Source organism: Arthrobacter sp. Z1-15, from assembly GCF_054792395.1.
Genome location: NZ_CP096454.1, coordinates 861,728 through 888,346 on the forward strand (window position 1 = coordinate 861,728; position 26,619 = coordinate 888,346).

Genomic DNA, 26,619 nt, shown 5'->3' on the forward strand with positions numbered 1-26,619 from the left:
CACCTAACCACGGCGGGGACTCACCCGCCACTTTTTGCTTCCAATCCAGGCGGTAGGCTCCCTGGAATGGAACCACACCTGCCCTGTGCCGAATTCGCCTTTCCCGGTCCGCTGCGCGACGCGCTGGTCCGGGCCATCCTGGACGGGTCGAAGACCAGTACCACCAGCCTGGCCCTCCAATACGACGACGACGGCGGGGAACCGCTGCCCCGTCCCGGTGACCGGTCAGTCCTGATCGGCAGCAGCCGGGAGCCGCTGGCCGTTCTGGAAGTGACGGGCATCCGGCTGGTCCCGCTCGGGGCAGTGGATCTGCAGCACGCCAGGGACGAGGGCGAAGGGCACGGGACGCTCGAGGAGTGGAGGGCCGCACACGAAGATTTTTGGCACGGCGAGGAGTTCCGCAGCGCTCTGGGGGACCCGGCCTTCACCGTTGACGATTGCACGATGGTGCTGCTCGAACGGTTTCGGGTCATCCAGAGTTAGGCATCCCGAACTTGTGTTTACGGGCTCCCTAATATTAGGGTCCTGCTATGGCCTCTCACACTCGCTTCAGACATGTTCCCCTTGCCGCTGCAGTCACGGGCTTGCTGGTCCTCGCGGGCTGCAGCGCCCCCGCCGGTGCCGATCCCGCCGAAGACGGGCGGCCTGTTGTGCTGACTACTTTTACGGTGCTGGCGGACATGGCCGAAAACGTGGGCGGTGAACACCTGCGGGTCGAATCAATCACAAAGCCAGGCGCCGAAATCCATGGCTATGAGCCGACGCCGGGAGACCTCCGTACGGCTGCCTCCGCAGACCTGATCCTGGACAACGGCATGAACCTGGAAGCCTGGTTCGCCCGGTTCGTGGCCGACGTCGACGTACCGCACGTCGTGGTCAGCGAAGGGGTGCAGACCATCGACATCGCTGAGGACGCGTATGCCGGTACGCCCAATCCGCACGCCTGGATGTCCCCGGTGAACGGCCAGATCTACGTGGACAACATGGTTGCCGCCTTTACTGATTTGGATCCGGACAACGCAGCGGACTATGAAGCCAACGGAGCAGCCTACAAGGCTGAACTGCAGCAGGTCCATGACCAGCTGACCGGCGAACTCGCGTCCCTTCCCCCGAACCAGCGGGCCCTGGTGACCTGCGAAGGCGCTTTCTCCTATTTGGCGCGTGATGCCGGGCTCACCGAGCAGTATCTCTGGGCGGTCAACTCGGAGCAGCAGGCCACCCCGCAGCAGATCACGGACACCATCAGGTATGTGCGTGAGAACGGGGTCCCGGCCGTCTTCTGCGAGTCCACCGTCTCGGACGCACCCATGCAGCAGGTGGTCGAGGCAAGCGATGCCGAGTTCGGCGGCGTTCTGTACGTGGATTCCCTTTCAGGGGCTGACGGGCCCGTCCCCACCTACCTGGACCTGCTGCGATATGACAGCGGCGTTATCCTCAAGGGCCTCACCGGAGGTGCGCAGTGAGGGTACCGGCGCTCGAGGTCAGCGGCGTGACCGTTCGCTACGGAGACGTCACGGCGCTCGAACACGCCAGCCTCACCCTGGACCCCGGCTGCATCTGCGGATTGGTGGGGATGAATGGTTCCGGCAAATCCACTCTCTTCAAAACGATCATGGGGCTGGTGAAACCCGACGCCGGAAGCGTAAGAATCCACGGAACCCCGCCCGCCCGGGCCCGCCGCAACGGGGAAGTGGCCTACGTACCGCAGAGCGAGGAGGTGGACTGGTCCTTTCCGGTCTCGGTGCGCGACGTCGTCATGATGGGACGCTACGGGCGGATGGGATTCACCCGCCGGCCGCGGAAGGCGGACCATAACGCCGTGGACCGTGCCCTGGAACGGGTGGAACTCACCGGGTTCGCCGACCGGCAGATTGGCCGCCTTTCCGGCGGACAGAAGAAGCGGGCCTTCGTGGCGCGCGGCATTGCGCAGGAAGCCTCGGTCCTGCTGCTGGATGAGCCCTTTGCCGGGGTGGACAAACGGTCCGAGGCCACGATCACCTCCCAGCTGCGCGTACTGGCCGACGACGGCTGCAGCGTCCTCGTTTCCACCCATGACCTGCAGGCCCTGCCCGCCCTCGCCGACCAGGCGGTGCTGCTGATGCGCCGCGTCCTGGTGCACGGGCATCCTTCCGAGGTGCTCCGCCCCGAACACCTGGCCCGGGCCTTCGGCCTGGATGTGATGGCTGCGGCCGCCCCGGCCCCTGCGGGTGGACCCCGGAACGGAGCCGGCAATGCTTGAGATCCTGCTCGGTCCCCTCAGCTACGACTTCATGCTCCGGGCAGTGGCCGTGGCCGTCATTGCGGCAGCGGTCTGCGGGGTGCTCTCCTGCTGGCTGGTCCTCATCGGCTGGTCGCTGATGGGAGACGCCGTTTCCCACGCGGTGCTGCCCGGTGTGGTGCTGGCCTACATCGCCGGACTCCCGTTCGCCGTCGGCGCGGTGCTGTTCGGGTTCCTTGCCGTGGGCCTGATCGGGCTGGTGAACGGAACCAGCCGGGTCAAGGAAGACGCGGCAATGGGGATCGTCTTCACCACGCTCTTTGCACTGGGGCTGGTGCTGATTTCCGTCACCCCCAGCCAAACCGACCTGAACCACATCATTTTTGGCAACATCCTCGGTGTCAGCGCCGGCGACCTCACCCAGGTTGCCGTTCTGGGCGGGCTGACGCTGCTGGCACTGCTGCTCAAGCGGCGGGATTTCACCCTGTACGCCTTCGACCGAACCCACGCCCACGCAGTCGGGCTTAGCCCGCGCCTGCTCGGTGCCGCCCTGCTGGGGCTGCTGGCGCTGACCTCCGTCGTTGCCCTCCAAGCGGTGGGGGTGATCCTGGTCGTGGCCATGCTGATCATTCCGGGAGCAACCGCCCACCTGATCACTGACCGGTTCAACCGGATGCTGGTGGTGGCGCCGGTGCTCTCCGTCGCGTGCTCGGTGGCCGGGCTGTACCTAAGCTGGTACCTGGACACCTCGCCCGGGGGCATGATCGTCCTCTGTCAGGGCACGGTCTTCACTCTGGTATATCTGCTTGCGCCGCACCACGGGGTTCTCGGGCGCCGGCTGTTTGCCGGCCGACCGGCTGCAGATGCGGGCTCACCCGCAAACGCCCCGATGCCCAGCCGCAGGTAGCACCGGCGCCCTTCCAGCCTATTTGGATGCCTTGGACTTCTTGCTGTTCTTCCTGTCCTTTTTCCCCGCCACATCCTTGGCCGTCTTGACTGCCGCAGCAGCAACGCCCGCCTTGACCGGGGCCGGCACCTTGACTTCCTTGACCTTGGTGACTTCCTTGATCTTGGTCCTGTTTTTGCGGTCCAGGATCAGGGAAGCGGCAATCCCTGCCATCCAGACGTCCTTGGCCAGCGGGGTTCCCTGGGCAGTGGGCCGGATGCCGTCAGCTTCTGTCAGGCCCGGAGTCTTTGCATACATGGTGAGCATCCCGCCCGAGAACGCTCCGAGGACCAGTCCGGCGAGCCGGCTCGGGACGAACGGCATCAACAGGGTCAGTCCCACGGTGATCTCGGCAGCGCTCAGCAGCTTGCCGAACCGTTCCGAGTCAAGGTCCATGACCTGGGGAAAGGCGTTGGAGGCCATCTGCTGCAGCCCGGCGGCGCTTTCCGCGTCGAGGTTGCGCTTGCCCAGGCCGGAGTTCAGGATGTACGCGCCGGTGGCCAGACGCAGCGGAATGTGGCTGATTCTCATGGGGGGTCCTTCCGTGAAGTCGCTGACATCCCTGAGCCTACGGCCGGGAGGGGCGGCGCGCCAGAGCAGGCAATCCAACCTGCGGAGCCGGAGCCGAGCCGGCCCGATTGCCTGTGCGGAGTCCCGTCCGGGCACCACCTGAACTACCCGGGGGGCGAACACGCCGCCTTTGGTTAACCTTCAACCCAAAACTCTGCTTTTATGGAGGGGAAGGAACGCAGTAGCAGCTGTCGTCGACACTAGAAGGTCCTCATGGATTTCCTCCCGGCCGAACACCCCCGGCCGCGTCATTTCATTCTTCACCTCAGCGACACACACCTGGTCGGCGGCACCGGTCCGCTCTATGGAGCAGTGGACAGCCGGGCCAAACTGGAAGAGCTCTTCAGCCGGCTGGAAGATTCCGGGCAGAAACCCGAGGCGATTGTTTTCACCGGCGATCTGGCCGACAAAGGCGAACCCCAGGCCTACGCCAAGCTCCGCGACATTGTTCTGCCTGCCGCCGAGCGCATGGGAGCCCGGGTGATCTGGGCCATGGGCAACCACGACAACCGCGAGAACTTCAAGTCGGCACTGCTGGATGAAGCTCCGGACATGGCGCCGGTGGACCGCGTTTACCTGGTCAACGGACTGCGAATCATTACCCTGGACACCACTGTCCCGGGGTACCACCACGGGGAGCTCAGCGGCGCCCAGCTGACCTGGCTCCGCGACGTCCTCCGGACGCCCGCCCCGGAAGGCACCGTGCTGGCCATGCACCACCCGCCGGTCCCCAGCGTCCAGGACCTGACCGTCCTGGTGGAGCTGCGCCATCAGCGGGACCTCGCCGCAGCGCTGGAGGGGACTGACGTCCGGTCCATCATCGCCGGGCACCTGCACTACTCCACCTTTGCCACCTTTGCCGGGATCCCCGTGTCCGTGGCGTCAGCTACCTGTTACACGCAGGACCTGACCACGCCCGGAACCCGCGGACAGGACGCGGGGCAGGCGTACAACATGGTGCACGTCTACGAGGACTCGGTGGTTCATTCGGTCGTCCCGCTGGATGAGGACAGGACGGTCGGCGAACGGGTGGACGAGGCCGAGACCCGCCGCCGCCTCGAAGCAGCAGGTGTCCGGATTCTCGACGCGCAGCAGCTGACCTCGGCCTAGAAATCCCTTACCGCTCCGGTTCGGGTCCCAGATTGAAGAACCGCCCGGTGATGCTTTCCGGCTGAATTTCCACGTACCGGTATTTCAGCGTCCGGATCCACGGCTGCAGCGGGAGTTCGTCCGCGGCGTCAATTTCGCTTTGGTTTTCCAGCCGGCGCGTGGTGCCCTTAACCACCACTGACCAGGCCTGGTCGCTGTGAACCCCGTCCGCCTCGAAGGCCACGTGCTCGTTTACCGTCAACTCGGCCAGCTTGGTGCCCGGGCTCGTGCGGAAGAGGATAACGCCGTCGTGCGCGTAATAATTCAGCGGGTAAATACTGGGCTGATTGTTCACGCTGACCGCCAAGCGTCCGTGGTACGTCTGCTCCAGGTATTTCCAGCTCTGCTCAGCGGTGAGTTCCACAACGGGAGGAAGATCGTCAGTAGTCATGGCCCCAGTCTGCCAAGCAGGAACGCTTGCCGCCACTGCATCGGTGACCTGGCGCCGGTTGACGAGTGATGTCCGTCCAATACAGAGTTGAAGGGAAGGAGATCTTCATCCTGATCAGCAAGGACATCGACCCGGAGAGAATGTGATGACGGAACCACACAATCAGCACCCCGACGACGGCCGGCAGCAGGCCGAGGCGTACCTGACTACGCGGCAGGGCCACCCGGTCTATGACAACCAGAACAGCCGTACGGTGGGGGCCCGCGGCCCGGCTACCCTTGAGAACTACCAGCTCCTCGAAAAGATCAGCCACTTCGACCGCGAGCGGATCCCGGAACGCGTAGTTCACGCCCGCGGTTTTGTGGCCTACGGCGAGTTTGAGGCCTCCGGCAAGTGGGGCGACGAGCCCATTGCCAAGTACACCCGCGCCAAGCTCTTCTCCGAGCCGGGCAAGAAGACCGACCTGGCCATCCGCCTTTCCTCTGTCATCGGCGGCCGGGACTCTTCAGAGACCGCCCGCGACCCGCGCGGCTTCGCCGTGAAGTTCTACACCGAAGACGGCAACTGGGACCTGGTGGGCAACAACCTGGGCGTCTTCTTCATTCGCGACGCCATCAAGTTCCCCGACGTGATCCACTCCCTGAAGCCGGACCCCGTCACCTTCCGTCAGGAACCGGCCCGCATCTTCGACTTCATGTCGCAGACCCCCGAAGCCATGCACATGCTGGTGAATCTCTTCAGCCCGCGCGGCATCCCGGCCGACTACCGCCACATGCAGGGCTTCGGAGTGAATACCTACAAATGGGTCAACGAACAGGGCGACACCAAGCTGGTCAAGTACCACTGGCTCCCGCAGCAGGGCGTGAAGTCCCTGACCGAGGAAGACGCAGCGAACATCCAGGCCAACGACCTGGGTCACGCCTCGAAGGACCTTTACGAGGCCATCGAACGCGGCGACTACCCCAAGTGGGACCTGTACGTGCAGCTGATGGATGACAACGATCATCCGGAACTGGACTTCGATCCGCTGGACGACACCAAGACGTGGCCGGAGCAGGAGTTCGAGCCCAAGTACGTGGGCACCATGACCCTGAACCGCAACGTCACGGACCACCACAACGAAAACGAGCAGATCGCCTTCGGTACCGGTGTCCTGGTGGACGGACTGGACTTCTCCGACGACAAGATGCTCGTTGGCCGTACGTTCAGCTACTCCGATACCCAGCGCTACCGTGTAGGCCCGAACTACCTGCAGCTTCCGGTGAACTCCGCGAAAAACGCACGCGTGGCCACCAACCAGCGCGGCGGCCAGATGTCCTTCGGCACCGACCTCGCTCCGGGCCAGAACCCGCACGTGAACTACGAGCCGAACATCACCGGCGGGCTGCAGGAAGCACCCGGGACGGCACCGGCTGCGGTCGGACCTGAGCTCGAAGGCCGCCTGACCCGCGCCCGCCTGCCCCGCACGAACGACTACATGCAGGCCGGCCAGCGCTACCAGCTGATGGAGCAGTGGGAGAAGGACGACCTGGTCGCCAACTTCATTGCCAACGTCGGCGAGGCGGTCCGTCCTGTGCAGGAGCGCATGCTCTGGCACTTCTACATGACCGATGACGAGCTGGGTGCACGCGTCGGCGAGGGCCTGGGCATCAGCCTGGACGAGATCAAGGATCTCGGCCCGCTGGCCACCCAGACGCTCAATGAGGAAGAAACCGAGCGGATGAAGAACCTGGGCCACAACGGACCGCGGAACGTCGAGGGCCTGACCATGACGCACTGCGTGCCCAACGAGCACGTGGTGGTTACCCGGTAGTTTCTGTACCGGGAACGACGACGGCGGGGCGCACCTGAGGGGGCCCCGCCGTCGTCGTCCTGCCGCCTACATTTCCCAGGGCGCCTTGATCGGGAAGAACTTCTCGAGGAAATCCGTAACGCGTTCGGCGCGTTCTTCTGCCGGGACTTCCGGGAAGCTTCCGTCATTGAGGCAGAACAGGTCCATGTTGCGCTTGGCCAGCAGCTTGTCCATCGACTTCAGGCCGGCGTAGGACGTGGTGTCCACATACTTCACCTTGGCGGTTTCCTGCGTTACGGCCCGCCCGGTGAGCAGCGCGTAGTAGTGGTACAGCGAATTGGTGACCGAGATATTGTCCTTGGCACGGAACCGGCTCGCCGCCGTAGCGGCAAATTCGTTCGGGAACTCATTCTCCATCTCCAAAAGCACGCTCCGGCGCAGCGGCGCCGCCGTGTGTTCCAGATGCCGCGTGGTAATCCGGCCGAACCGTTCCCAGAGCAGCCTGCGGTTCACGCGGGCGGCGTTTTCGAAGCCGCTGCGCTCGGGATCGTTGGCGCCGAGGCCAATCCGGGTGCTGGCCTCGATGAACTTGGTGATGCCGCCGGGGGAGAAGAACAGGTCCGGGCCCACCGGCCTGCCGAAGAACATGTCGTCATTGGAATACAGGAAGTGTTCCGCCAGGCCGGGGATGTGCTGGAGCTGGGCTTCGACTGCCTGCGAATTGTGCGTGGGCAGCACCGAGGGGTCCCTGAAGTGCTCCTCTGCGCGGACGAAGGTCACCGAGGGGTGATCGGCCAGCCAGTCCGGGCGGTCCGAGTCCGTGGCGATGAAGATCCGGCGGATCCACGGGGCGAACATGTAGACGGAACGCAGGGCGTACTTGAGCTCGTTGATGTGGCGGAAGCGTGCCTCGTGGTCATCGCCTTCGCCCACTACGGCGTCCTTCATCCGGGCGGCCCGGGCGGCTTGGTATTCGGCCGAGCTGCCGTCTACCCAGGAGAAGACGAGGTCGACGTCGAAGTCGATGTCCGTGGCGTGGTCGGCAAACATGTTCTCGATGGTCGGCCAGGTCAGACCGTGCTTCTCCACCGTGCCGCGGACCACTTCATTGGCCGGCAGCGTGCGGCGGGTCAGGGAGTTCTCCACGGGCAGCGTGATTTCGGGGCCGCTGAGGTCCCACAGTTCCAGCTGCACACCGGCGGAGGGGCCGAACGTCAGGTTGGTGCCGCTGACGGCGCGCGGGCGGAAGACCCGGATGATCCGGGACGATTCAGCCGGTGAGAGCTCACCGTCGGCGATCAGCAGGGTTCGGGTCTTTTTGGTGTCCACGCTGCGGGCATAAAACGGTTCTTCGCGGCAGGCCTCAACCATGGCCCGGCGAAGGTCTGCGCGGTGTACGAGGTCTATGGCGATGACCGGGCGCTGGTCATTTCCGCGGACGAGAAGGTAGGCAATGCCGGCGTCGTCCAGGACCTTGCGGACAAACAGCAGGTCCTCGACCATGGCCTGGTTCGGGGTCAGGCCGGTGTCCATCAGGGTCAGGCGGCCCTTGACCTTGACGACGTCCGGCCGGTGCTCCACCCGCTCGATGACGGCCAGGGATGCGGTCTGGAGGTCTTCACTCTCATGAACGGGCTCGGGAGTACCGAAATACACATCGTGTTCTGCGGCTATATCTGTAATCGGAACCTCCAATAAGTTCGCGTGCGGGGCCGGCGGCCGCGGCGGAAGAGCGCGGCTCGTGCGGCTCTGCACATAGTGGTGCTGGTTTTCGCAGGTGCGGACCGGATGTGCCGGGCGCGTCCCGGATAAACCGGATGCTCTGGGCTCGGGTGCCGCTGCTGAGTAGCATTGGGTGCTAGCGCGGACATCTCCGGGAGCTGATGTGAGATACCGTAACACCACGCTGGCGGCGGCGACGCTGCTTGTGCTCAGTATGTCATCCTGTGCCGGTCCCTCGGACACCGGCGAAACCTCGAGTGCTCCGGCAGCCTGGGTTTCCTACACGACGCCGGATGGTTCCCTCGTGTTTGAACACCGGGCCGACTGGACCGTTCAGGAGAAGCCCGCCCTCGCCAACGATCCGGCCGGCGGAGTTTCCGTCCAGGTGAACGACGCCGGGGGAGACATGGTCGCGCGTTTGGACACCGGTCTCATTATCGACCTCATCTGCGAGGAACCGGATGAAGCAGTCGGATACACGGAATATGACACTGAACCCATGCCGGAACTCGACTCGGAGCAGGGCACCGAGCAGCGGTTCGTTTACCGCTCTATCGCGCCGTCCTCGCCGAACCGCGGGGAGCCGGTCGCCACGTATGCGGTTATTACTGACACAGGAGACCGCGGCCAGTGCGGTCTCTTTGATTTCTTCACCTTCACGGAGTCCAGCGGCGGGCGTTTCGCCGGGGAGTACCCCTCGGAGGAAGTTGCGTCCGGGCAGTCCTATCTCGATGGTGCTGCGGCCTATGCGGACTCTGCGGAATTCCGCGACGTGAAGCGGATGCTGGTGTCTTTGCGGGATACACGCTGAGCTCCTTCCAGCAGGGTATTTCCGCGTTTCTCTGGTGAGCTGTGGATAACTCCGTATGCTGTGCCCCAGCCTGCGTACTATTGGCGTCACTCACAGTCCCGCACCATTTTGCCCTGGGGGTTCTTCACATGTTCCGTACCGGTTTTCTCTCTGCCGACTTTTCCGCTGCCCGCCGGGGTGGCGGCCTGGGCGCCTTGGGCCTGGCTGCTGTTCTGGTGTTGGGCGGGTGTTCCGGTTCCGGCGATGATCCTGGTGCCGAAGCTGCTGAGGGTAATTCCAGCAGCGCGGCGCCCAGTGGCGGCAGCGCCGGTACTACGGCATCAGCCTCTGCGTCTGCAACCCCGACGCCCACGCCCACTGCCGCTGCCTACAAGCCGGCTACTGCTGAGGGTCCTGCCGAGAACGTTCCCCTGCCGGTAATGCCGGAACTGGCAAACGTGAAATCGAAGGAAGGATTGGAAGCTTTCGCGAGATATTGGTTCGACTTGGTCAACTATGGATATGAAACCGGTGATACGTCGCCGGTCCAAGAGTTAAGTGGGCCGGAATGTGAGTTGTGTGAAGCATTTTATGTCGCGATGGAAAAAGGATACAACGGCGAGGACTGGGTCCAAGGCGGAATGCTGACCATTGTGGCGTTAGGCACTGAGTTTGCCGAAACACCAAAAGGACGGTATCAGGTGATTCTTTCGATCAGGGAAGCTCCGGGTTTTGATCGGGGGCCTGATGGCGTAATTTACAGGGAACACACTCCGTCGAAATACTCGTTTGCGCAAATAATGGAAGCAACATACACGGACGGTAGTTGGGTTGTAGATCTAGTCGAGGGTATATAGCCCGATGGGATCTGTGCAGAAACTTCGAGTAAAGACTTTTCAAGTTCTTTATACTTGTACCTTGTTTCTGCTGTTCTGTGGAGCAAGCATCCTCAGTGCCTCCCCGTCCATAGCATTCAGTGGAGAGTTCGGCTGGGGAGAAAAGGGTGTCGGAGCTGGCGGAAAATGGGGCGAACCAGAAGGTACCAACGTTTGGACAGACGAGCCAGCCCTGCTGAATGACACGTACATCTACTCATATGATTTGGTTTGTTTCGAGGGGGATGTTGGGAACTTGCTTTGTCTGGGCGGCAACTCCTGCGATGAAGGCCCGGGTGGGCAGTACGTCCTCTGGACGCGCTCAGTAAGAGTTAACCCGCCCATTTGGGAAGAGTTCGAAGGTAATGGCCCAACCTGCGTTTACTCCGAGGATCCTGCGGCACTCCTTGAAGAAGTCACGGCCCTCCTACTTGCCGAGTTTCAGGAACACCCAGTACAGGCAGGAAGAGTGGCCACCCAGCCGGGCCCTCACACGATGAGAGGTGCGGAAACCAACATCTACGTGGATTCTCAGACTCAAATCATCAATACCGCGCTTCTTGGACAGGACGTGAAAATCGTTGCGACACCTACTGAGTACGTTCTTCACTATGGTGATGGGAGCAAAGGCGAGTTGACCTATGATCCAGGCAACTCACTGCCCGATCAGAGAATTGGAGAACGGACGGCGACAAGCCACGTTTATACAGCCACGGGAAATTTCCAGATCTACGCGACTGTGTACTTTAGCGCTGAGTATTCGTTGAACGGGGGCCCCATGATTCCCATCGACGGGCGTGGCATCTTTGATACCCCGCCCGAAAATGTGAGTGTCTGGAAATCCGAGTCCCGGAATGTGGCCGAAGATTGCCTCGTGAACCCAATTGGATTCGGATGCTAGCGACTCGCATCAGCTTTGCTAGTGCCCCTGAAATACGCAGAAGCTTTCCAGTCCTGAAACCCGGGCATGCTTCGCTTACCTCTAGTCTGCGAAGATTCGGGATGTGAAGCGGATGCTGGTGTCCTTGGGGGATACGCGCTGAGCTCCTTTTAGCAGGGTGTTCCCGGGTTTCTCTGGTGAGCTGTGGATAACTCCGTATGCTGTGCCCCAGCCTGCGTACTATTGGCGTCACTCACAGTCCCGCACCATTTTGCCCTGGGGGTTCTTCACATGTTCCGTACTGGTTTTTTCTCTGCCGATGTTTCCGCTGTCAGACCTGCCGCCCGGATGGGCGCGCTCGGACTTGCCGCCGTCCTGGTGCTGAGCGGGTGTTCGGGTCCTGATGGTGATCCTGGCGCCGAGGCAGCTGAGGGCGGTTCCAGCAGCGCGGCGCCCAGTAGCGGCAGCGCCGGTACGACCGAATCAACCTCTGCGTCTCCAACCCCGACGCCCACGCCCACTGCCGCTGCCTACAAGCCGGCTACTGCTGAGGGTCCTGCCGAGAACGTTCCCCTGCCGGTAGTACCGGAACTGGCCAAGCAAGAATCCAAGGAAGGCCTCGAGGCCTTTGGCGAGTACTGGTATGCGGTAAGTAATTACGGATTCGAAACGGGAGACTTGCAACCATTTGAGGACATCAGTGGGCCCGAGTGTATTGTTTGTAAAAGTGTTTTCGATATTGTTGGTCCGGGTTATAAGAATGAGGATTGGATAAGCGGCGGAAAGCTTGAAGTCTTGAACACTGATTCAAAATATGTACTGACAAGCAAGAACCTCTTTCAGGTGCTCGTGCAAATTCGACAAGATTCCTATGAGTATCGGGGCCCCAATGGACATGTCTATGATGTGAACGGTGGCCTACCCCCGACAACCGTGCATCTGATCGAAGCATCATACGTTAATGGAAATTGGTTCGCAGACAATGTTGTCGCAATTAAGTAGGGGCGCATGAAACTGCGGCCGACACTAACAATAACTATTGTGGTACCGAGAGACAGGTGATTACCAGGCACGGGTTGTTGTCTACTTTTCCGGTGAGTTCGCGATCAACGGTGGTCCCATGGTGCCGATCGAGGGACGAGCCGCCGTCCCTTCCGCACCGCAGACCATTAGTGTGTGGAAATCAGAATCTCGGAACGTGGCCGACGATTGCATTGTCAGCCCGGCAGGCTTCGGCTGTTGACGCCCTGCCTCCGCTTTCAAGATTGATGCCTTGAGCGTGGTCCGTCACTGTGGGAGCCCTTTGGGTTCTGTACGTTCCTCACCAACTATGCAGCGGTACGAAAATCGGTTTCCCTGCATCTTGTTTTCTTCACCTTCAGCAGCCGAGCGGTGGCATTTCCCCGGCGATATTCTCCGGAAAGAGTAGCCTGAGCTGGGTCGGGGACGATCTTGGTTCCTCCATGGTCCGTGGCCCCCTTGGAGGGGTCTTTCCGGGTTTCTCTGGTGCGCTGTGGATAACTCCGTATGCTGTGCCCCAGCCTGCGTACTATTGGCGTCACTCACAGTCCCGCACCATTTTGCCCTGGGGGTTCTTCACATGTTCCGTACCGGTTTTCTCTCTGCCGACTTTTCCGCTGCCCGGAGGGGCGGCCGCCTTGGTGCCTTGGGTCTGGCTGCTGTTCTAGTGTTGGGCGGGTGCTCCGGTTCTGATGGTGATCCTGGTGCTGAGGCAGCAGAGGGGGGTACCAGCAGCGCTGCACCCAGTGGCAGTGCCAGTGGTGCCAGTGCTGGTGCTTCAGTGTCTGCGTCTCCAATCGCAATGCCCACCCCGCCCCCTACTGCTGCCTACAAGCCGGCTACTGCTGAGGGTCCTGCCGAAAACGTTCCTCTGCCGGTAATGCCGGAATTGGCGAAGCAAGAATCCAAAGAGGGGCTCGAGGCGTTTGCCATATATTGGTATCAATTGGTCAATTACGGATATGAGACTGGTGATCCTGGGCTGGTCCGTGCTGTTAGTGATGATACCTGTTTCAATTGCCTCAGTTATTACCGGGTCCTCGGAGATGGCTATGCTGAGGATGATTGGATGCTTGGGGCTAAATTGCACGTACAGGATGTTAATTCCAACTTTGTTATGACAGATGAAGGAGCTTATCAAGCGACAACACTTATTTTACAGGATGAATTGCATTACTACAGTCCAGAGGGATATTTAGGGAGCGACACGGGAAATAGTGCGCCGGCTGTCCAGCTCATGGAGGCGTTATTTACTTCCGACGGGTGGTATGTAGTTACCCTCGAGACCCTGGAGATGTGATCTTGCAATGTCTTGGTCGAAGTGGCGAATAGGCCATATGGTTGTCCTGTCAATTGCGATTAGCAGTTTCTTTATAGTTCCTGCTGCTGCCAAGAATAGCGAAGGCGGTTGGGCTCCGGGAGGCGTCAAAGGGGTTGTGCGTCAGAAAGACCCAGTTACAGGCAACGTCGTCCCTGTTAACGTGGGGACACCCGAAAGCCTGTTTGGCTTTTACTACCGCCCGGTCTGCTTCGATGAGGAGAACGGCGACATCGATTGCTTGGCCGGTCAGCCCGTGGAGTGTGATGCTGCACCGGACGGACAATACGTGTGGTGGCACAGCGGCTTGAAGGCAACTCCTCGCGAGACCTGGCCCAGATACGGAGACACTCCGACCTGTATCTACACTTCAGATCCTGACGAAGTCGCCGCCGAGCTCGTCGGACTGGTCCTCACTGAATTTCAGACGGCGCCGATCGATCCCGGCCAGTTCACCCTGCAGCCAAGCCCTTTCTCCCTAGTCAATATGCCCACAAACCTGTATGCCGAGGCACATGAGCAGAGATTCGACATGACGTTGTTGGGGCAGACCATCCGTATTGAGGTGCGGCCTACTGAGTATGAATGGAATTACGGAGACGGAACGATATACGGGCCTTCGTCCCAGCCGGGTGGACCGCTTCCGGAGGACCATGTCGGGGACACCACGGAAACAAGCCATGTTTACGAGGAACCCGGCGATTATTTCGTATCCGTTGCCGTCTACTTTTCCGGCCGTTACTCGATCAACGGCGGCCCGATGATACCCATTGACGGACGGGCCCTGGCCTTTCCGCCGACCCAGACTGTTAGCGTTTGGGAAGCCGAATCGCGGAGTGTGGCTGACAATTGCCTCGTGAACCCAGCCGGCTTCGGCTGCTAGAAGTTCGGTGTTCCGGGCCGTGGGACCCGGAATAGCGTCCGCGGATCCTGCAGCCGTGCCGGGTAGTCGAAATCGGACCTGGCCATCTCCCCGGTCACCGCCACGGAGCGCGTCGCGGTGTCGTTCGTTAGCCGCACCGGTCCTACCGTCCCGACGCGCAGTGCATGGCGGTCCGGGCCCAGCAGAAGGACATCATCGCCGTCGTCCATGTCCTCCAGAAACCGTGCCAATTGCCGGCCCTTCTTGCCGGAAATAGGGGTTCCCTTCGCCGACAGCATCGGCAACACAATTTCCGCTTCATTGGAGGCACCTGTTGCAGGCCGGGCAACCCAGAGGGCATCACCCTCGGGTTCGGAAGGAAGTTCGGGATTCTCCGGCTCGGGCCATATATAGGGCAGTCCGCCGCGGGTTTCCGGAAAGAGCGGCCCGTACACCTCGGGTGACTTTGTGATCAGGTTCGACCGGTGGCTCTCGTGAAAGTCCGCGTCGCCGAACCACGGCGGCAGAGCGACGTCGTCGTGCGCAGCCGCAGGAGCGAACTCGAGAATCTGTTCGAGAACCGTGTCTGCATGGCCGCGGGCAACCCATTCCCGGGTCATGGCCAGCCCGTAGGCCGTCAGCGCAGGCACATACCCCATCCACATCTTCATCGCCGGATGGCTCTGCCAGCCGTAGTCGGGGATGACCAGGGCGCGGAGCACCTGTAGCGTCTCCACCCGCTGCTTGCCGAGCCGGGCCTGATCCAGGACGGTCGCGCTGCGGCTGAAGCTGTCGTACGGCAGGAACGTTTGCACAGGATCAGTGTGTCATTCGCGGCCCGTGGTTCTGGCCAGGGGCGCGGCGAGAATGAAGTCGCGGAAGGTATGCGGGCCAACGTCGAAGCTGCGCCGGCCAACCTTCGTAAAGCCGGACTTGCGGTAGAAGGCCTGGGCGCGGACGTTCAGATCATTCACTCCCAGCCAGAGCGAGCGGAATCCCTCCGCTGCGGCCGTTTCCCTTGCCGCTTCCATTAGGGCCGTGGCCAAACCGGAGCCGTGGGCGGCGGGATGGACGTAACACTTGGACAGTTCGGCTGTCGGACCCGGAACCGTCTGTAAGGCGGCAACCACTTCCGGATCCGCCGGGGGCAGGAAAACCAGCAGCGCATATCCCCGGATATGTCCGCCCTCCCGGATCACCAGCACCCTTATCGACGGATCAGCCAGGTAGGCCTCGAAGGCCTCTTTCGAGAGATTCGCGGCAACAAAAGCGGCACTGTCCTCAGGGGTGACCGCCGGAGGGCAGGCCAGTGGAAACGTCAGGGCCGCCAGCGCAGCCAGCTCTGCGGCATCCTCGGGGCGAGCAGGAGAGACGGAAACGGTCACGGATCCAGCCTAGGCACGGCGGCGGACAGAAAAACCAGCCCGCTAATACTCGGCATACATCTCCCCAACCCGCAGGTGCACGTCCGTCCGGTTGTCCGGCCCGGGAAGCGGACACGCCCAGGCTTCGTCATAAGCGCACGACGGGTTGTACAAAAAGTTGAAATCCAGGACCAGGCTCCCGGGGGCGGCACCGGGACCGAGGTCTGCACCCTTGATCGTGTCCAGCAGGTACCGGCCGCCGCCGTAGCTTCCGCCGTCGGCGCCGGACATCCCGTCGCGCACCGGCAGGAAAATTCCGCCCCCGTAGGTGGCCAGGCGCCACACGGCGAGCCGGCCCACCCCGTCTGCGTCCACCGTCCCCAGCCGGACAAACGGCACCACCCCGTCGGTTCCGGTGGCTACGTTCATCTCCTGGCCGGCGCCGTCGTCGTCTATCAGTGCGTCGCAGCGCAGATCCGGATCGTAGGCGCCGATCCGCAGGCCGTGGAAACGTTCGCGGGCGTGCGCCTTCAAAGGGGACGCCGGATGTTCGGCGAAGAGCTTGTCCCGTTCAGCGCGCCACAGCTCGTGGGCGTACGACGGCGAGACCTCCTGCGAGGTGAGCCTCACCTGCGCATACAGGCCGAAGACGCGACGGCGCCAATCCGCTGTCTGGAGGACCGTGACGGGAGAGACCATGGGTTCAGCGTAGTGTGTTCGGGTGACTACCGGACTCCTCATCGTCGTACTCGTGGCAATCTTCATTGGTGCCATTGCACAGCGGATAGCGGGCCTCGGCTTCGCCCTGCTCATTTCCCCGTTCCTGGTGATCCTTCTTGGATCACACGGCGGAGTGCTGATGGTGAACGTGTGCGGGCTGGTGTCCTCGTCGCTGATCATGCTGCGCGTCTGGAAGGACATCGACTGGAAGATGTACCGATGGCTGGCCATCCCGGCGGTGTTCGGCAGCATTCCCGCTTCAGCTGCGGCGGTGTATCTGCCGTCCGCCCCGATGGCAGTGGTTGTGGGCGGCATTGTCCTGGTGGCGCTGACCGTTTCGCTGCTGATGCAGCGCACCTCGGTGACGGTGACCGGCAACGGACCCAAGGCTGTGGCCGGCTTCATTTCCGGTGTCACCAACGCAGTTGCGGGTGTGGGCGGTCCGTCGGTAAGTGCCTATGCACTCATGGCCCGGTGGCCGCAGCGCCCGTTCGCGGCCACCCTCCAGCCGTTCTTCGTCACGATCGCCATTGTTACCCTGACCGCCAAATTGTCGCTGGACCCCGGACAGATGCCGCCGTTCGACGCCTGGGCGTGGGCACTGATCGCCCTCATGATCGTTGGCGGCATCTACGCGGGGGAGAAGCTTCAGCGCTTTATCCGCGATGATCAGGCCCGTGCCGCCGTCGTCATCTTTGCCTTCTTCGGAGCGGCAGCGGCGCTGGCCAAGGGCATTTTCGACCTCGCGGCCTGAGCCGGGCATTCGCTGGCTGAGCCGGGCAGTCGCTGGCTGAGCCGGCGCCGCCATCACTCACGCTGTCGACGTCGCCCGCAGTCTGAGCGGCTGAACCGACACGGCCCCTCCTGAACCGCCCGCGTCGCGGCGAATGGGACGATAGAGAAGATGAAACTCTTTACCCGCCCGAAATCCCCGGGTGTCCTACCCATGCCCCTGTGGCTGCAGGGAGTGGTCGAACTCGGCCAAGCTGCAGTCCTCTCCGCCCTGCTGATATTCCTGCCGCTGATTGGCGTCTGGTTTGCCGACGGCTTCACCGACCGTGACTTCGCATCGCTGGCCCGGCTGGGCGGGCAGGGCTGGCTCCTGATTCACGGTGTGCCGCTGACCCTGACCTTCCCCGCCGGAGCCGTGGGGCCCGCCGAGAGCACGGGGTTGCTCAGCCTGTTTCCGCTGGGCCTGACGCTCATCCCGTTCTTCCTGTCCTGGCGGGCAGGGCGGCGGCTGGCGAAGGCTTCCTATACGGACCAGCTCTGGCAGGCACTGCTAGGGGCGCTGGGCACCTATGCCGTTCTCGGCGGCGCTGCCGCCTATTTCTCCGCCAACGACGACGTCAGCATCTCAGTGACGGCGGGCGCCCTGATACCGCTCATTGCGGCAGGGCTGGGCCTGGTGATCGGCGCCCGGCGCGAGGCCGGATCCTGGGTGCGTCTGATCGGCGTGGATCTGACGGATTGGATCTCCCGTACCAGCCAGCACTCACGCTGGGCCGGTTCCTACGTCTGGGCGGTAATCCGCGCCGGGGCCGTCGGTATTACCGCCGCCCTGGGGTTTTCCGCCCTGCTTCTCACTGCCGCGCTGGTTATGAGCTGGGCCGAAATCGTTACTGTCTACCAGCACCTGGACGCCGGGCTCATCGGCGGAGCGGTGCTGACCGTCGTGGAGCTCGGGCTGATGCCGAACTTCCTCGGCTGGGCCTTGGGCTGGACATCGGGCGCAGGCTTCGCACTCGGAACCGGGAGCCTCATCAGCCCCATGGAAACGACCGTCGGCCCGCTGCCGGCCGTCCCGGTACTGGCTGCCCTGCCGGCGGGCGGCATGGAATACGCCATCGCCGCGCTGATGCTGCCGGTGGTGGCAGGCATGCTTGCCGGCTGGTGGTTCCTGCGCGAAGGAGAGAACCACTTCGACGAATGGCTGTCCCTGAAGATCAGGGCCCGCTGGTTCACCGCACCGGTTTCCACCCTGCTGCTGGGCGTTTTTGTGGGCCTGGTTTCCGGCATCCTGGCCGCGGCCGTGGTTCTCATTACCGGGGGTTCCGCAGGGATCGGCCGCTTTGTCGAGCTGGGCGCAGACCCGCTGTGGACGGGGCTCTGGATTGCCGCTGAGGTGGCCGTCGGCGTCGTCATCGGCTACGCCGTCGCGCCCTGGCTGGAACGCGAGGAGCGCTGACGGCGCGGGCCTAACGGTCTGCGGTTAGCGCGGCAGGAGTCCGCTGGTGAACTCCGACTGGCACTCGTCCTGCGCCTGCATGGTCAGCGCCCTGCCCATGCAGTTTTCCAGCTTTTCCGTGTTGTCCCAGGTGGCAACGGCGAGGCCGAGACCAAGGGTCATCACCACGGACGCCGCCAGCCCCAGGGTGGTGATGAACATTTGGGCCGGGCCGATGCCGTGGCGCACCACCTTGACGAGGGTCAGAATTCCGACGACGACGGCGGCAAGCGCCAGCGCGAGCGGCACGAGCTTCCACGGCAACGCCAGTCCGGAAGTGAGCAGCACGGCAATAACGAGAGCCACAAAAATCCGAAGGTAGCCGCGCGCACTCTGCTTCTGCTCGTCTGTAGCCGGCGTCTTTTGCGGTGCCGGCTGCAACGGCGAAGGAATCTGATCAGGGGTACGGCCGTCGTTGTTCATGGTTTAACCCTAGGGGACGCCTGAGCCTAAGGTTGACGCATGCGCATTGTTGTTCTCGTGTCCGGCACCGGTTCCAACCTTCAGGCTGTCCTGGACGCAGTGGCGGAGGGGACGCTCGACGTCGAAATCGCTGCGGTAGGGGCCGACCGTCCCGGCACTTACGGCGTGCAGCGCGCCGCGGATGCAGGTTATGAGACCTTCGTTGTGGACTTCCGGGCGTACAACCTGCGCTCCGACTGGAATCGTGCACTCACCGAAAAGGTGGCCTCGTATCACCCTGACGTTGTGCTGTCTTCCGGCTTCATGCGCATCGTCGACGAGCACTTCATTAACACGTTCGAGGGCCGCTACCTCAACACCCATCCGGCGCTGCTTCCCTCGTTCCCGGGCGCGCACGGTGTCCGTGACGCGCTGGCCTACGGGGTGAAGGTCACCGGCTGCACCGTGCACATTGCCGACGCCGGCGTGGACACCGGCCCCATCCTGGCCCAGGCCGCCGTGGAGGTGCTGGACACTGACACGGAGGAGACGCTGCACGAGCGGATCAAGATCCAGGAGCGGCGGCTGCTGCTGGAGACCCTGGACCGGATCAGCGCCGAGGGTCTTCCGGTTTCCTAGCTCAGTCCAGGGCCGCGCCCTTTGTCTCCGGCGCAAACCGCAGCATCCAGATCACGGCCAGGACCACCAGGGCACCGGCCAGCGCGAACGAGAGCGGCAACCCCAAATAGGGCCACATGACTGACACAAAGATCAGCGGCCCGAGCCCGGCGCCAACCCGCGAGACCGTCGACGCCCAGCCGAATCCGCTGCCGCGAAGTTCCGTGGGATACAGCTCGGACACGTACGCGTAGAGCACCGGGATGGCTACCTGCACCACAAATCCGTAGGCCAGGAGCCACGCAGTGGCAGCTGCGGGAACATCAAGGACCAGGGCGACGATGATCAGGATGACTGCCGAAAGCGGTCCGGTCACCGCCAGAATCCATTTGCGCCCCACGCGTTCCACCAGCAGCGCTGCCGCAACAACTCCCAGGAGCCCGACGGCGGCCATGCCCGAGGTGGTCAGGAAGGCCGCGTACTCCTTGAAGCCTGCGTCCACGAGGATCTTCGGCATCCAGGTCAGGGCCAAGTAATAGACCAGCAGGATGGTGAAAAAGAGCGACCAGGCAGCCACCGTGATTTTCCAGCTGTACCGCCACAGATCTGTCAGCTGGGCAGCGACGGCTCCCATGGAGAATCTGGCCGCCGCCTCCGGAGCCGGTAACCGCCACTGGGTGACATCGGAACCGGTGCGTTTAATCAGGTCGTTGATGACTGTTTCCGCCTCCGCCGTGCGTCCCTTGCGGACCAGGAACAGCGGTGATTCTGGGACTGACCGGCGGACCCAGAACACCAGCAGCGCCGGCAGCACCATGATCAGCATGGTGTACCGCCAGTCGGCGAACGTCGCCATGATCAGTGCCGACGTCGCTCCGCACAACGCAGCGCCGACCGGCCACCAGCCGTCCATGGCGGTGAGTACCCTGCCCCGCTGTTTCCGTGGCGTGAATTCACCCACCAGTGCGTAGTCCACCGGCACACATCCGCCCAGGCCGAAGCCGGCCATGAAGCGGAAGATGCAGAACCAGACGATGTCGGGGGAGAAGGCCCCCAGAACCGTAAAAATGGAAAAGATCAGCAGTGTGGCGCTGAAGGCCTTTTTGCGGCCGATGGCATCGGCGATCGAGCCCCAGACGAACGCTCCAATGGCCATGCCCAGCAGGTTTGCTGTACCAATCCATGCGGCCTGTGCGGGCTCCAGCGCCCAGTGCTTGGATAGGAGCGGAATCAGGACGCCGTTCAGGGTGACATCCCAGGCATCGAACATGAATCCCAGACCGCCAATGATGAAGATGCGTCCCTGAACCTTCCACTTCCAGGGCAGGTCCTGGACCACCTGGTCGCCGGTAGGCAGGGTGTCAGTGGTTGTCATCGGGAGAGTGGCCTTCCGCGGGGTGGTGGATGCGGGTACGGCCCTCGGCGGCCGGTCCGAGGAAACTGTATAACGGCGAACGGACGATCCGGGAAAGCACGGCGTTGTGCCGGCAACTGTCGGTGTCGTGGAGCAGCTGACGTTCGGTCAAAGAGACGAGGACGTTGCCCGACGGCGGACGACGGCGGCCGACGGCGGACGACGGCCGTGGTGGACGCCGGCCCTCATGCGCAGATGAGGGGGAAGGGAGGCAGACGACGGCGGAAGCGGCGGATCCGGGAGGCACAAGCCGGCGGTCCACGTTTCGAGATCCTGCGCCTGACTCACTTCGTGTCAGCGGCTCTGTACCTGGGTCCGTGACCAGAATCTTCGAGTAAATGACCAGTAGGTCGATTGCGCGAAAACAGTGGCCTGAATCACTAAAATAGAAGCTATGTACTACTCGACAATCTCCGCGGACGGCAGCAGGCTGCCTCATCCTACTGCTGTGCCCGGGTCTCTGCCCGGATCCAAGAGTAGGGGCGGATCGGGTTCGAAGAATAGTGGCAGGACCTTGGATGGGGGCAGGGGCCGGGAGATAGCGCCCGGGCTGCTGGAAGCTTCAGACCCGGTGGAGAACCTTGCGGTGTTGGAAGCGACGGAGCGGGTTCGGCTGATCGATGAGATCCGTGCTCTGGAGGACCTCAAGAATGTCATCACTGCCGCGCAGGCCCGTGCCGCGGCTGCCTTTGATGCTTCCACCCGCACCGCCCAGGCCGCCGCCGGGCTGAAGGCTGATCAGCTGGGGAAGGGTGTTGCCGCGCAGATCGCCCTGGCCCGGCGGGAGTCCCCGCACAACGGGGCGAAGCTGCTGGGCCTGGCCCGGATCCTCACCACGGAAATGCCCCATACCCTGCACGCGCTGACTATCGGTGTGATCAGTGAGTGGCGGGCCACGATCCTGGTCCGGGAGACTGCCTGCTTGTCCCTGGCCGACCGGCAGCGTGTTGATGAACTGGTGGCCGGGAATCCGGGTGGGTTGGAGCAGCTCGGGGACCGGCAGCTGATAGCGAGGATCAAGTCCCTGTCCTACGGTCTGGATCCGCATGCGGTGGTGAAGCGTGCCGCGCATGCGGTCTCGGAGCGGTTTGTGTCCTGCCGGCCGGCACCGGACACCATGACCTGGGTGACGGCCCTGCTGCCGGTCGCCCAGGGAGTGGGCGTGTATGCGGCCCTGACGCGGGAAGCGGACCGGCTCCGCGCAACCGGAGACCCGCGGTCGAAGGGCCAGATCATGGCCGATACGTTCGTGGAACGCTCCACCGGGCAGGCTCGGGCGGAGGATGTCCGGGTTGAGGTGCAGCTGATCATGACGGATCAGGCCCTGCTGCACGGAATCCTGCCGCCGGAAGACGGAATCTTGCCGCAGGAGGACAAGGCCCAGCGGAAACAGGAACGGCACCAGGAAAAGGCGCAGCAACAGGAACGGGCGCAGAAACAGGAACGGGCGCAGAAACAGGAACGGGCGCAGGAACAGGGGCAAAGCCGGGACCGAGAGTCAGTGGAAGCCGCAGGCTCCTTTGTCCCGGACGGGGCGGAGCCGGCGATTCTGGCCGGTTACGGGATCGTTCCGGCGCAGTGGGCCAGGGACTTGATCCGCGGACCAAACCCAGCGGAAGCAGAGCCGCATCATCCGGATAGATCACCTGACAGTACCGGCAGCACCGGCGCCTGTTGGGGTACGCCTCCGGCCCGCCCGGATCCGCGCACCGAAGTCTGGCTCCGCCGCCTCTACGTCACACCGGACACCGGACAGCTCACCGCGATGGATTCCCGGGCCCGGCTGGTACCCCGCGGTCTGGCCCGGCTGATCGCCGCACGGGACCAGGTTTGCCGGACCCCGTGGTGCGGAGCACCCATCCGACACTACGACCACGTTCAGCCCGTCCGCGAAGGCGGGCCCACCAGTGCGGAGAACATCCAGGGCCTGTGCCAGGCCTGCAACCAGGCCAAGGAAGCACCAGGCTGGGAAGCACGCGTTGAAGTTGCCGCTGCCTGGACACCGCCGCCGGAACGGCACACGGTTCTCACCAGGACACCCACCGGACACACCTACCGCTCCACCGCGCCGAAGCTGCCGGTCCAGAGCCAGTAACTTCCAGCCGGGAAAACGGTATTACGGCAGCTGGTCCCGGTCAGCGCTTCACACTCTGCCCGCTACGGGTGTGTGACCTAAACTGTAGCCACCGACACCCCCTGATTTTGGAGATTTGCGTGAGCTCACAGCCGCTGAACCGTGTTCCTATCCGCCGGGCCCTGATCTCGGTCTACGACAAGACGGGACTGACGGAACTTGCGCAGGGCCTGGCCGCAGCCGGAGTGAGCATCGTATCCACCGGCTCCACCGCTAAGCAGATCGCTGCGGCCGGCGTTGAGGTCACCGAGGTTGCCGACGTCACCGGATTCGCGGAATGCCTCGACGGCCGGGTCAAGACGCTGCACCCCCGCATTCACGCCGGAATCCTTGCCGACCGGCGCCGCGAAGACCACGTGACGCAGCTGGAAGAGATGGAAATTGAGCCCTTCGACCTGGTGGTCGTGAACCTCTACCCGTTTGTGCAGACGGTAAAGTCCGGAGCCAGCCAGGACGAGGTTGTCGAGCAGATCGACATCGGGGGACCGTCAATGGTCCGGGCCGCAGCTAAGAACCACCCCTCGGTCGCCGTCGTAGTGGACCCGGAGAAGTATTCCGACGTCGTGACGGCAGCGGCAGAGGGCGGATTTGACCTCAGCCAGCGACGCCGCCTGGCCGCTGAAGCGTTCGCCTCCACAGCAGCCTATGACAACGCCGTAGCGGCCTGGACCGCGGAGCAGTTCGGTGACGGAACCGCGGAAGGCACCAGCTGGCCTGCCTACACCGGCCTGGCGCTGGAGCGGTCGGAGGTCCTGCGCTACGGCGAAAACCCGCACCAGGACGCTGCCCTCTACGTGGACAAGAGTGCCCTGCCCGGAGTTGCCCAGGCAGACCAGCTGCACGGCAAGGCCATGTCCTACAACAACTACGTGGACGCGGACGCCGCGCTGCGCGCCGCCTTCGACTTCGATGAGCCGGCCGTCGCCGTCGTGAAGCATGCAAATCCCTGCGGTGTTGCGGTCGCTTCCCCGGATGCAGCCGACCCCATCGCAGATGCCCATGCGAAAGCCCACGCCTGTGATCCGGTCTCCGCTTTCGGCGGCGTCATCGCAGCCAACCGAACCGTCACCGCCGGAATGGCCGCAACGGTCCGGGACATCTTCACCGAGGTTGTCATTGCCCCCGATTTCGATCCTGAAGCTGTGGAGATGCTCTCCGCGAAGAAGAACATCCGCCTGCTGACCCTGCCCGAGGGCTACGGCCGCAATGCAGCCGAGTTCCGGCAGGTCTCCGGAGGCATGCTGATCCAAAAGTCAGACAAGATGCAGGCAGAGGGAGACAACCCCGAGAACTGGACGCTCGTGTCCGGCCCCGCAGCTGATGACGCAACGCTGTCCGATCTGGCCTTCGCCTGGACCGCAGTCCGCGCTGCCAAGTCCAACGCCATCCTTCTGGCTAAGAACGGCGCCTCGGTGGGAGTGGGCATGGGCCAGGTCAACCGGGTGGATTCCTGCCGCCTCGCCGTAGAACGGGCCAACACCCTCGGCGGCCCGGACGACGAACGAGCCCGCGGTTCCGTTGCTGCCTCCGACGCATTTTTCCCCTTCGCAGACGGACTGCAGATCCTGATCGACGCGGGAGTCCGCGCCGTCGTCCAGCCGGGCGGATCCATCCGCGACAACGAAGTTATCGAAGCCGCAAACGCTGCGGGCGTGACCATGTACTTCACCGGCGCCCGGCACTTCTTCCACTAGAACACGGCCTCGTCCGCGGCCTGGCTGCGGGACCGCCGGAGTAATCTGCGGTCCCGGAGTTTAGGGCGCCTCTAGTGGGCTGTGGCATAGTTGGACACAAATACAGACCAAAAAGACGGGCTCCGTCATGCCACAAGTCATGCTCCGGTGCCCACCAACACACAAGGAGATCGTGTGGCTGACAAAATCAAGGTTGTGGGTTCTGTTGTAGAACTCGACGGCGACGAGATGACCCGCATCATCTGGCAGTTCATCAAGGACCGCCTGATCAACCCGTACCTGGACGTAGACCTGAAGTACTACGACCTCTCCATCCAGAACCGCGATGCCACTGATGACCAGGTCACCATCGACGCTGCCAACGCCATCAAGGAACACGGCGTGGGCGTCAAGTGCGCCACCATCACTCCGGATGAGGCACGTGTTGAAGAATTCGGCCTGAAGAAGATGTGGGTTTCCCCGAACGGGACCATCCGCAACATCCTCGGCGGCGTCGTCTTCCGCGAACCGATCATCATTTCCAACATCCCGCGCCTGGTCCCGGGCTGGAACAAGCCGATCATCATCGGCCGCCACGCACACGGCGACCAGTACAAGGCCACCAACTTCAAGGTCCCCGGTGCGGGCACCCTGACGCTGACCTACACCCCCAAGGACGGCGGGGAAGAAATCAAGACCCAGGTTGTCACGTACGGTGACGACGGCGGCGTGGCCATGGGTATGTACAACTTCAACGACTCCATCCGCGACTTCGCCCGGGCGTCCTTCGCCTACGGCCTGCAGCGGAACTACCCGGTGTACCTCTCCACCAAGAACACGATCCTGAAGGCCTACGACGGCCAGTTCAAGGACCTGTTCCAGGAAGTCTTCGACGCCGAGTTCAAGGACCAGTTCGAAGCAGCCGGCCTGACCTACGAGCACCGCCTGATTGATGACATGGTTGCCTCCGCGATGAAGTGGGAAGGCGGCTACGTCTGGGCCTGCAAGAACTACGACGGCGACGTCCAGTCCGACACCGTGGCACAGGGCTTCGGCTCGCTGGGCCTGATGACCTCCGTGCTGATGACCCCCGACGGCAAGACCGTTGAGGCCGAAGCAGCCCACGGCACGGTCACGCGCCACTACCGCCAGCACCAGCAGGGCAAGCCCACCTCCACGAACCCGATCGCCTCGATCTTCGCGTGGACCCGTGGCCTGATGCACCGCGGCAAGCTGGACAACACCCCCGAGGTCATCAACTTCGCGGAGACCCTCGAAGATGTTGTCATCAAGACGGTCGAGTCCGGCAAGATGACCAAGGACCTCGCGGCCCTGGTCGGCCCGGACCAGGCCTACCTGACCACCGAGGAATTCCTCGCTGAGCTCGATGCCAACTTGAAGACCCGCCTGGGCTAAAGTCCGGACGCTTCAACGCACGACGACGGCGGCGCCTCACCTTCACGGGTGGGGCGCCGCCGTCGTCATTGGTGCCGGCGGTCGCTAGCTCCGTTCGCTAGCTCCGGGAGTCGCCGGG

The 26,619-nt window shown here is 63.1% G+C and carries 26 protein-coding genes; 18 read left to right on the forward strand and 8 right to left on the reverse strand.

Features of this window, described 5'->3' with window-relative positions:
* The first annotated feature begins 66 nt into the window (after positions 1-66).
* From M1D40_RS04010 to M1D40_RS04025, 4 genes are read left to right on the forward strand one after another with little or no spacing between them, the layout of a single operon-like run.
* Positions 67-483, forward strand: coding sequence for an ASCH domain-containing protein (locus M1D40_RS04010; RefSeq protein WP_461170296.1), 417 nt, complete (start codon positions 67-69; stop codon positions 481-483).
* A 47-nt stretch (positions 484-530) separates the two neighbouring features.
* Positions 531-1,463 carry a metal ABC transporter substrate-binding protein gene (locus M1D40_RS04015; RefSeq protein ID WP_461170297.1) on the forward strand — a complete coding sequence of 311 codons (933 nt, stop codon included), beginning with the start codon at positions 531-533 and terminating at the stop codon, positions 1,461-1,463.
* Positions 1,460-2,239, forward strand: coding sequence for a metal ABC transporter ATP-binding protein (locus tag M1D40_RS04020; protein ID WP_461170298.1), 780 nt, complete (start codon positions 1,460-1,462; stop codon positions 2,237-2,239). Before M1D40_RS04015 ends, M1D40_RS04020 begins: the two co-directional genes overlap by 4 nt.
* Positions 2,232-3,125 (forward strand): metal ABC transporter permease, encoded by an 894-nt coding sequence (locus tag M1D40_RS04025; protein ID WP_461170299.1) that lies wholly within the window; start codon positions 2,232-2,234, stop codon positions 3,123-3,125. Before M1D40_RS04020 ends, M1D40_RS04025 begins: the two co-directional genes overlap by 8 nt.
* An 18-nt stretch (positions 3,126-3,143) precedes the next feature.
* On the opposite strand, the gene M1D40_RS04030 is transcribed toward M1D40_RS04025, so the two are convergent.
* Entirely contained in the window at positions 3,144-3,695 is a 552-nt protein-coding gene (locus tag M1D40_RS04030; protein ID WP_341394139.1) for a hypothetical protein, read from the reverse strand.
* Between the two features lie 252 nt (positions 3,696-3,947).
* On the opposite strand from M1D40_RS04030, the gene M1D40_RS04035 reads away from it, so the two are divergent.
* Complete coding sequence (locus M1D40_RS04035; protein WP_341394138.1) at positions 3,948-4,844, forward strand: phosphodiesterase; 897 nt, start codon at positions 3,948-3,950, stop codon at positions 4,842-4,844.
* A 7-nt stretch (positions 4,845-4,851) separates the two neighbouring features.
* Here M1D40_RS04035 and M1D40_RS04040 read toward each other — a convergent pair whose 3' ends face one another.
* Positions 4,852-5,274, reverse strand: coding sequence for a pyridoxamine 5'-phosphate oxidase family protein (locus M1D40_RS04040; protein ID WP_341394137.1), 423 nt, complete (start codon positions 5,272-5,274; stop codon positions 4,852-4,854).
* 145 nt (positions 5,275-5,419) lie between these two features.
* Here M1D40_RS04040 and M1D40_RS04045 point away from each other — a divergent pair, with 145 nt between their 5' ends.
* Positions 5,420-7,087, forward strand: coding sequence for a catalase (locus M1D40_RS04045; protein WP_341394136.1), 1,668 nt, complete (start codon positions 5,420-5,422; stop codon positions 7,085-7,087).
* A gap of 66 nt (positions 7,088-7,153) precedes the next feature.
* Here M1D40_RS04045 and M1D40_RS04050 read toward each other — a convergent pair whose 3' ends face one another.
* Positions 7,154-8,761, reverse strand: a complete 1,608-nt coding sequence (locus M1D40_RS04050; RefSeq protein ID WP_461170300.1) for a stealth family protein — start codon at positions 8,759-8,761, stop codon at positions 7,154-7,156.
* A gap of 190 nt (positions 8,762-8,951) precedes the next feature.
* Between M1D40_RS04050 and M1D40_RS04055 the strand changes: the two genes are divergently transcribed.
* The 6 genes from M1D40_RS04055 to M1D40_RS04080 all read left to right on the forward strand — a co-directional run bounded on the left by M1D40_RS04055 (position 8,952) and on the right by M1D40_RS04080 (position 14,554).
* A complete protein-coding gene (locus M1D40_RS04055) occupies positions 8,952-9,599 on the forward strand; it encodes a hypothetical protein (protein WP_461170301.1) in 648 nt (215 codons plus the stop codon).
* Positions 9,600-9,727: 128 nt separating this feature from the next.
* Entirely contained in the window at positions 9,728-10,435 is a 708-nt protein-coding gene (locus M1D40_RS04060) for a DUF6318 family protein (protein ID WP_461170302.1), read from the forward strand.
* A 4-nt stretch (positions 10,436-10,439) separates the two neighbouring features.
* Positions 10,440-11,354, forward strand: a complete 915-nt coding sequence (locus M1D40_RS04065) for a hypothetical protein (RefSeq protein ID WP_461170303.1) — start codon at positions 10,440-10,442, stop codon at positions 11,352-11,354.
* A gap of 270 nt (positions 11,355-11,624) precedes the next feature.
* Positions 11,625-12,335 (forward strand): DUF6318 family protein, encoded by a 711-nt coding sequence (locus tag M1D40_RS04070; protein WP_461170304.1) that lies wholly within the window; start codon positions 11,625-11,627, stop codon positions 12,333-12,335.
* Positions 12,336-13,155: 820 nt separating this feature from the next.
* Positions 13,156-13,653, forward strand: coding sequence for a DUF6318 family protein (locus tag M1D40_RS04075; protein WP_461170305.1), 498 nt, complete (start codon positions 13,156-13,158; stop codon positions 13,651-13,653).
* A gap of 7 nt (positions 13,654-13,660) precedes the next feature.
* The gene (locus tag M1D40_RS04080; RefSeq protein WP_461170306.1) at positions 13,661-14,554 is read left to right on the forward strand and encodes a PKD domain-containing protein; all 894 of its coding nucleotides are present in this window, start codon (positions 13,661-13,663) and stop codon (positions 14,552-14,554) included.
* On the opposite strand, the gene M1D40_RS04085 is transcribed toward M1D40_RS04080, so the two are convergent.
* The 3 genes from M1D40_RS04085 to M1D40_RS04095 are packed head-to-tail and all read right to left on the reverse strand — an operon-like array spanning position 14,551 to position 16,596.
* Positions 14,551-15,348 (reverse strand): MSMEG_6728 family protein, encoded by a 798-nt coding sequence (locus M1D40_RS04085; RefSeq protein ID WP_461170307.1) that lies wholly within the window; start codon positions 15,346-15,348, stop codon positions 14,551-14,553. The two genes, M1D40_RS04080 and M1D40_RS04085, sit on opposite strands and share 4 nt — an antisense overlap.
* A 12-nt stretch (positions 15,349-15,360) precedes the next feature.
* Positions 15,361-15,918: a GNAT family N-acetyltransferase gene (locus tag M1D40_RS04090; protein WP_461170308.1), complete on the reverse strand. Its 558-nt coding sequence runs from the start codon at positions 15,916-15,918 to the stop codon at positions 15,361-15,363.
* A gap of 42 nt (positions 15,919-15,960) precedes the next feature.
* The gene (locus M1D40_RS04095; RefSeq protein ID WP_341394130.1) at positions 15,961-16,596 is read right to left on the reverse strand and encodes a DUF1684 domain-containing protein; all 636 of its coding nucleotides are present in this window, start codon (positions 16,594-16,596) and stop codon (positions 15,961-15,963) included.
* Positions 16,597-16,618: 22 nt separating this feature from the next.
* Here M1D40_RS04095 and M1D40_RS04100 point away from each other — a divergent pair, with 22 nt between their 5' ends.
* A complete protein-coding gene (locus M1D40_RS04100; RefSeq protein ID WP_461170309.1) occupies positions 16,619-17,371 on the forward strand; it encodes a sulfite exporter TauE/SafE family protein in 753 nt (250 codons plus the stop codon).
* 150 nt (positions 17,372-17,521) lie between these two features.
* A complete protein-coding gene (locus M1D40_RS04105) occupies positions 17,522-18,805 on the forward strand; it encodes a cell division protein PerM (RefSeq protein WP_341394128.1) in 1,284 nt (427 codons plus the stop codon).
* Positions 18,806-18,829: 24 nt separating this feature from the next.
* On the opposite strand, the gene M1D40_RS04110 is transcribed toward M1D40_RS04105, so the two are convergent.
* Positions 18,830-19,267 (reverse strand): hypothetical protein, encoded by a 438-nt coding sequence (locus tag M1D40_RS04110; protein ID WP_341394127.1) that lies wholly within the window; start codon positions 19,265-19,267, stop codon positions 18,830-18,832.
* A 39-nt stretch (positions 19,268-19,306) separates the two neighbouring features.
* Here M1D40_RS04110 and purN point away from each other — a divergent pair, with 39 nt between their 5' ends.
* The gene (gene purN, locus M1D40_RS04115; protein WP_461170310.1) at positions 19,307-19,885 is read left to right on the forward strand and encodes a phosphoribosylglycinamide formyltransferase; all 579 of its coding nucleotides are present in this window, start codon (positions 19,307-19,309) and stop codon (positions 19,883-19,885) included.
* A 1-nt stretch (position 19,886) separates the two neighbouring features.
* Here purN and M1D40_RS04120 read toward each other — a convergent pair whose 3' ends face one another.
* Entirely contained in the window at positions 19,887-21,239 is a 1,353-nt protein-coding gene (locus tag M1D40_RS04120) for an MFS transporter (RefSeq protein WP_341394125.1), read from the reverse strand.
* 553 nt (positions 21,240-21,792) lie between these two features.
* Between M1D40_RS04120 and M1D40_RS04125 the strand changes: the two genes are divergently transcribed.
* The 3 genes from M1D40_RS04125 (at position 21,793) to M1D40_RS04135 (ending at position 26,501) form a co-directional block, all read left to right on the forward strand.
* Positions 21,793-23,373 (forward strand): HNH endonuclease, encoded by a 1,581-nt coding sequence (locus M1D40_RS04125; protein ID WP_461170311.1) that lies wholly within the window; start codon positions 21,793-21,795, stop codon positions 23,371-23,373.
* Positions 23,374-23,492: 119 nt separating this feature from the next.
* The gene (purH, locus tag M1D40_RS04130) at positions 23,493-25,106 is read left to right on the forward strand and encodes a bifunctional phosphoribosylaminoimidazolecarboxamide formyltransferase/IMP cyclohydrolase (protein WP_461170312.1); all 1,614 of its coding nucleotides are present in this window, start codon (positions 23,493-23,495) and stop codon (positions 25,104-25,106) included.
* 228 nt (positions 25,107-25,334) lie between these two features.
* Positions 25,335-26,501 carry an NADP-dependent isocitrate dehydrogenase gene (locus M1D40_RS04135; RefSeq protein ID WP_461170998.1) on the forward strand — a complete coding sequence of 389 codons (1,167 nt, stop codon included), beginning with the start codon at positions 25,335-25,337 and terminating at the stop codon, positions 26,499-26,501.
* The last annotated feature ends 118 nt before the right edge of the window (positions 26,502-26,619 follow it).

What these genes read in the sequence shown, in the direction of transcription:
- M1D40_RS04110 (WP_341394127.1), bottom strand. Translation starts at nt 19,267, where the DNA reads ATGAACAACGACGGCCGTACCCCTGATCAGATTCCTTCGCCGTTGCAG.
- M1D40_RS04030 (WP_341394139.1), bottom strand. Translation starts at nt 3,695, where the DNA reads ATGAGAATCAGCCACATTCCGCTGCGTCTGGCCACCGGCGCGTACATC.
- M1D40_RS04075 (WP_461170305.1), top strand. Translation starts at nt 13,156, where the DNA reads ATGCCCACCCCGCCCCCTACTGCTGCCTACAAGCCGGCTACTGCTGAG.
- purN (WP_461170310.1), top strand. Translation starts at nt 19,307, where the DNA reads ATGCGCATTGTTGTTCTCGTGTCCGGCACCGGTTCCAACCTTCAGGCT.
- M1D40_RS04070 (WP_461170304.1), top strand. Translation starts at nt 11,625, where the DNA reads ATGTTCCGTACTGGTTTTTTCTCTGCCGATGTTTCCGCTGTCAGACCT.
- M1D40_RS04105 (WP_341394128.1), top strand. Translation starts at nt 17,522, where the DNA reads ATGAAACTCTTTACCCGCCCGAAATCCCCGGGTGTCCTACCCATGCCC.
- M1D40_RS04080 (WP_461170306.1), top strand. Translation starts at nt 13,661, where the DNA reads ATGTCTTGGTCGAAGTGGCGAATAGGCCATATGGTTGTCCTGTCAATT.
- M1D40_RS04095 (WP_341394130.1), bottom strand. Translation starts at nt 16,596, where the DNA reads ATGGTCTCTCCCGTCACGGTCCTCCAGACAGCGGATTGGCGCCGTCGC.
- M1D40_RS04065 (WP_461170303.1), top strand. Translation starts at nt 10,440, where the DNA reads ATGGGATCTGTGCAGAAACTTCGAGTAAAGACTTTTCAAGTTCTTTAT.
- M1D40_RS04120 (WP_341394125.1), bottom strand. Translation starts at nt 21,239, where the DNA reads ATGACAACCACTGACACCCTGCCTACCGGCGACCAGGTGGTCCAGGAC.
- M1D40_RS04015 (WP_461170297.1), top strand. Translation starts at nt 531, where the DNA reads ATGGCCTCTCACACTCGCTTCAGACATGTTCCCCTTGCCGCTGCAGTC.
- M1D40_RS04060 (WP_461170302.1), top strand. Translation starts at nt 9,728, where the DNA reads ATGTTCCGTACCGGTTTTCTCTCTGCCGACTTTTCCGCTGCCCGCCGG.
- M1D40_RS04135 (WP_461170998.1), top strand. Translation starts at nt 25,335, where the DNA reads ATGACCCGCATCATCTGGCAGTTCATCAAGGACCGCCTGATCAACCCG.
- M1D40_RS04010 (WP_461170296.1), top strand. Translation starts at nt 67, where the DNA reads ATGGAACCACACCTGCCCTGTGCCGAATTCGCCTTTCCCGGTCCGCTG.
- M1D40_RS04035 (WP_341394138.1), top strand. Translation starts at nt 3,948, where the DNA reads ATGGATTTCCTCCCGGCCGAACACCCCCGGCCGCGTCATTTCATTCTT.
- M1D40_RS04025 (WP_461170299.1), top strand. Translation starts at nt 2,232, where the DNA reads ATGCTTGAGATCCTGCTCGGTCCCCTCAGCTACGACTTCATGCTCCGG.
- M1D40_RS04040 (WP_341394137.1), bottom strand. Translation starts at nt 5,274, where the DNA reads ATGACTACTGACGATCTTCCTCCCGTTGTGGAACTCACCGCTGAGCAG.
- M1D40_RS04045 (WP_341394136.1), top strand. Translation starts at nt 5,420, where the DNA reads ATGACGGAACCACACAATCAGCACCCCGACGACGGCCGGCAGCAGGCC.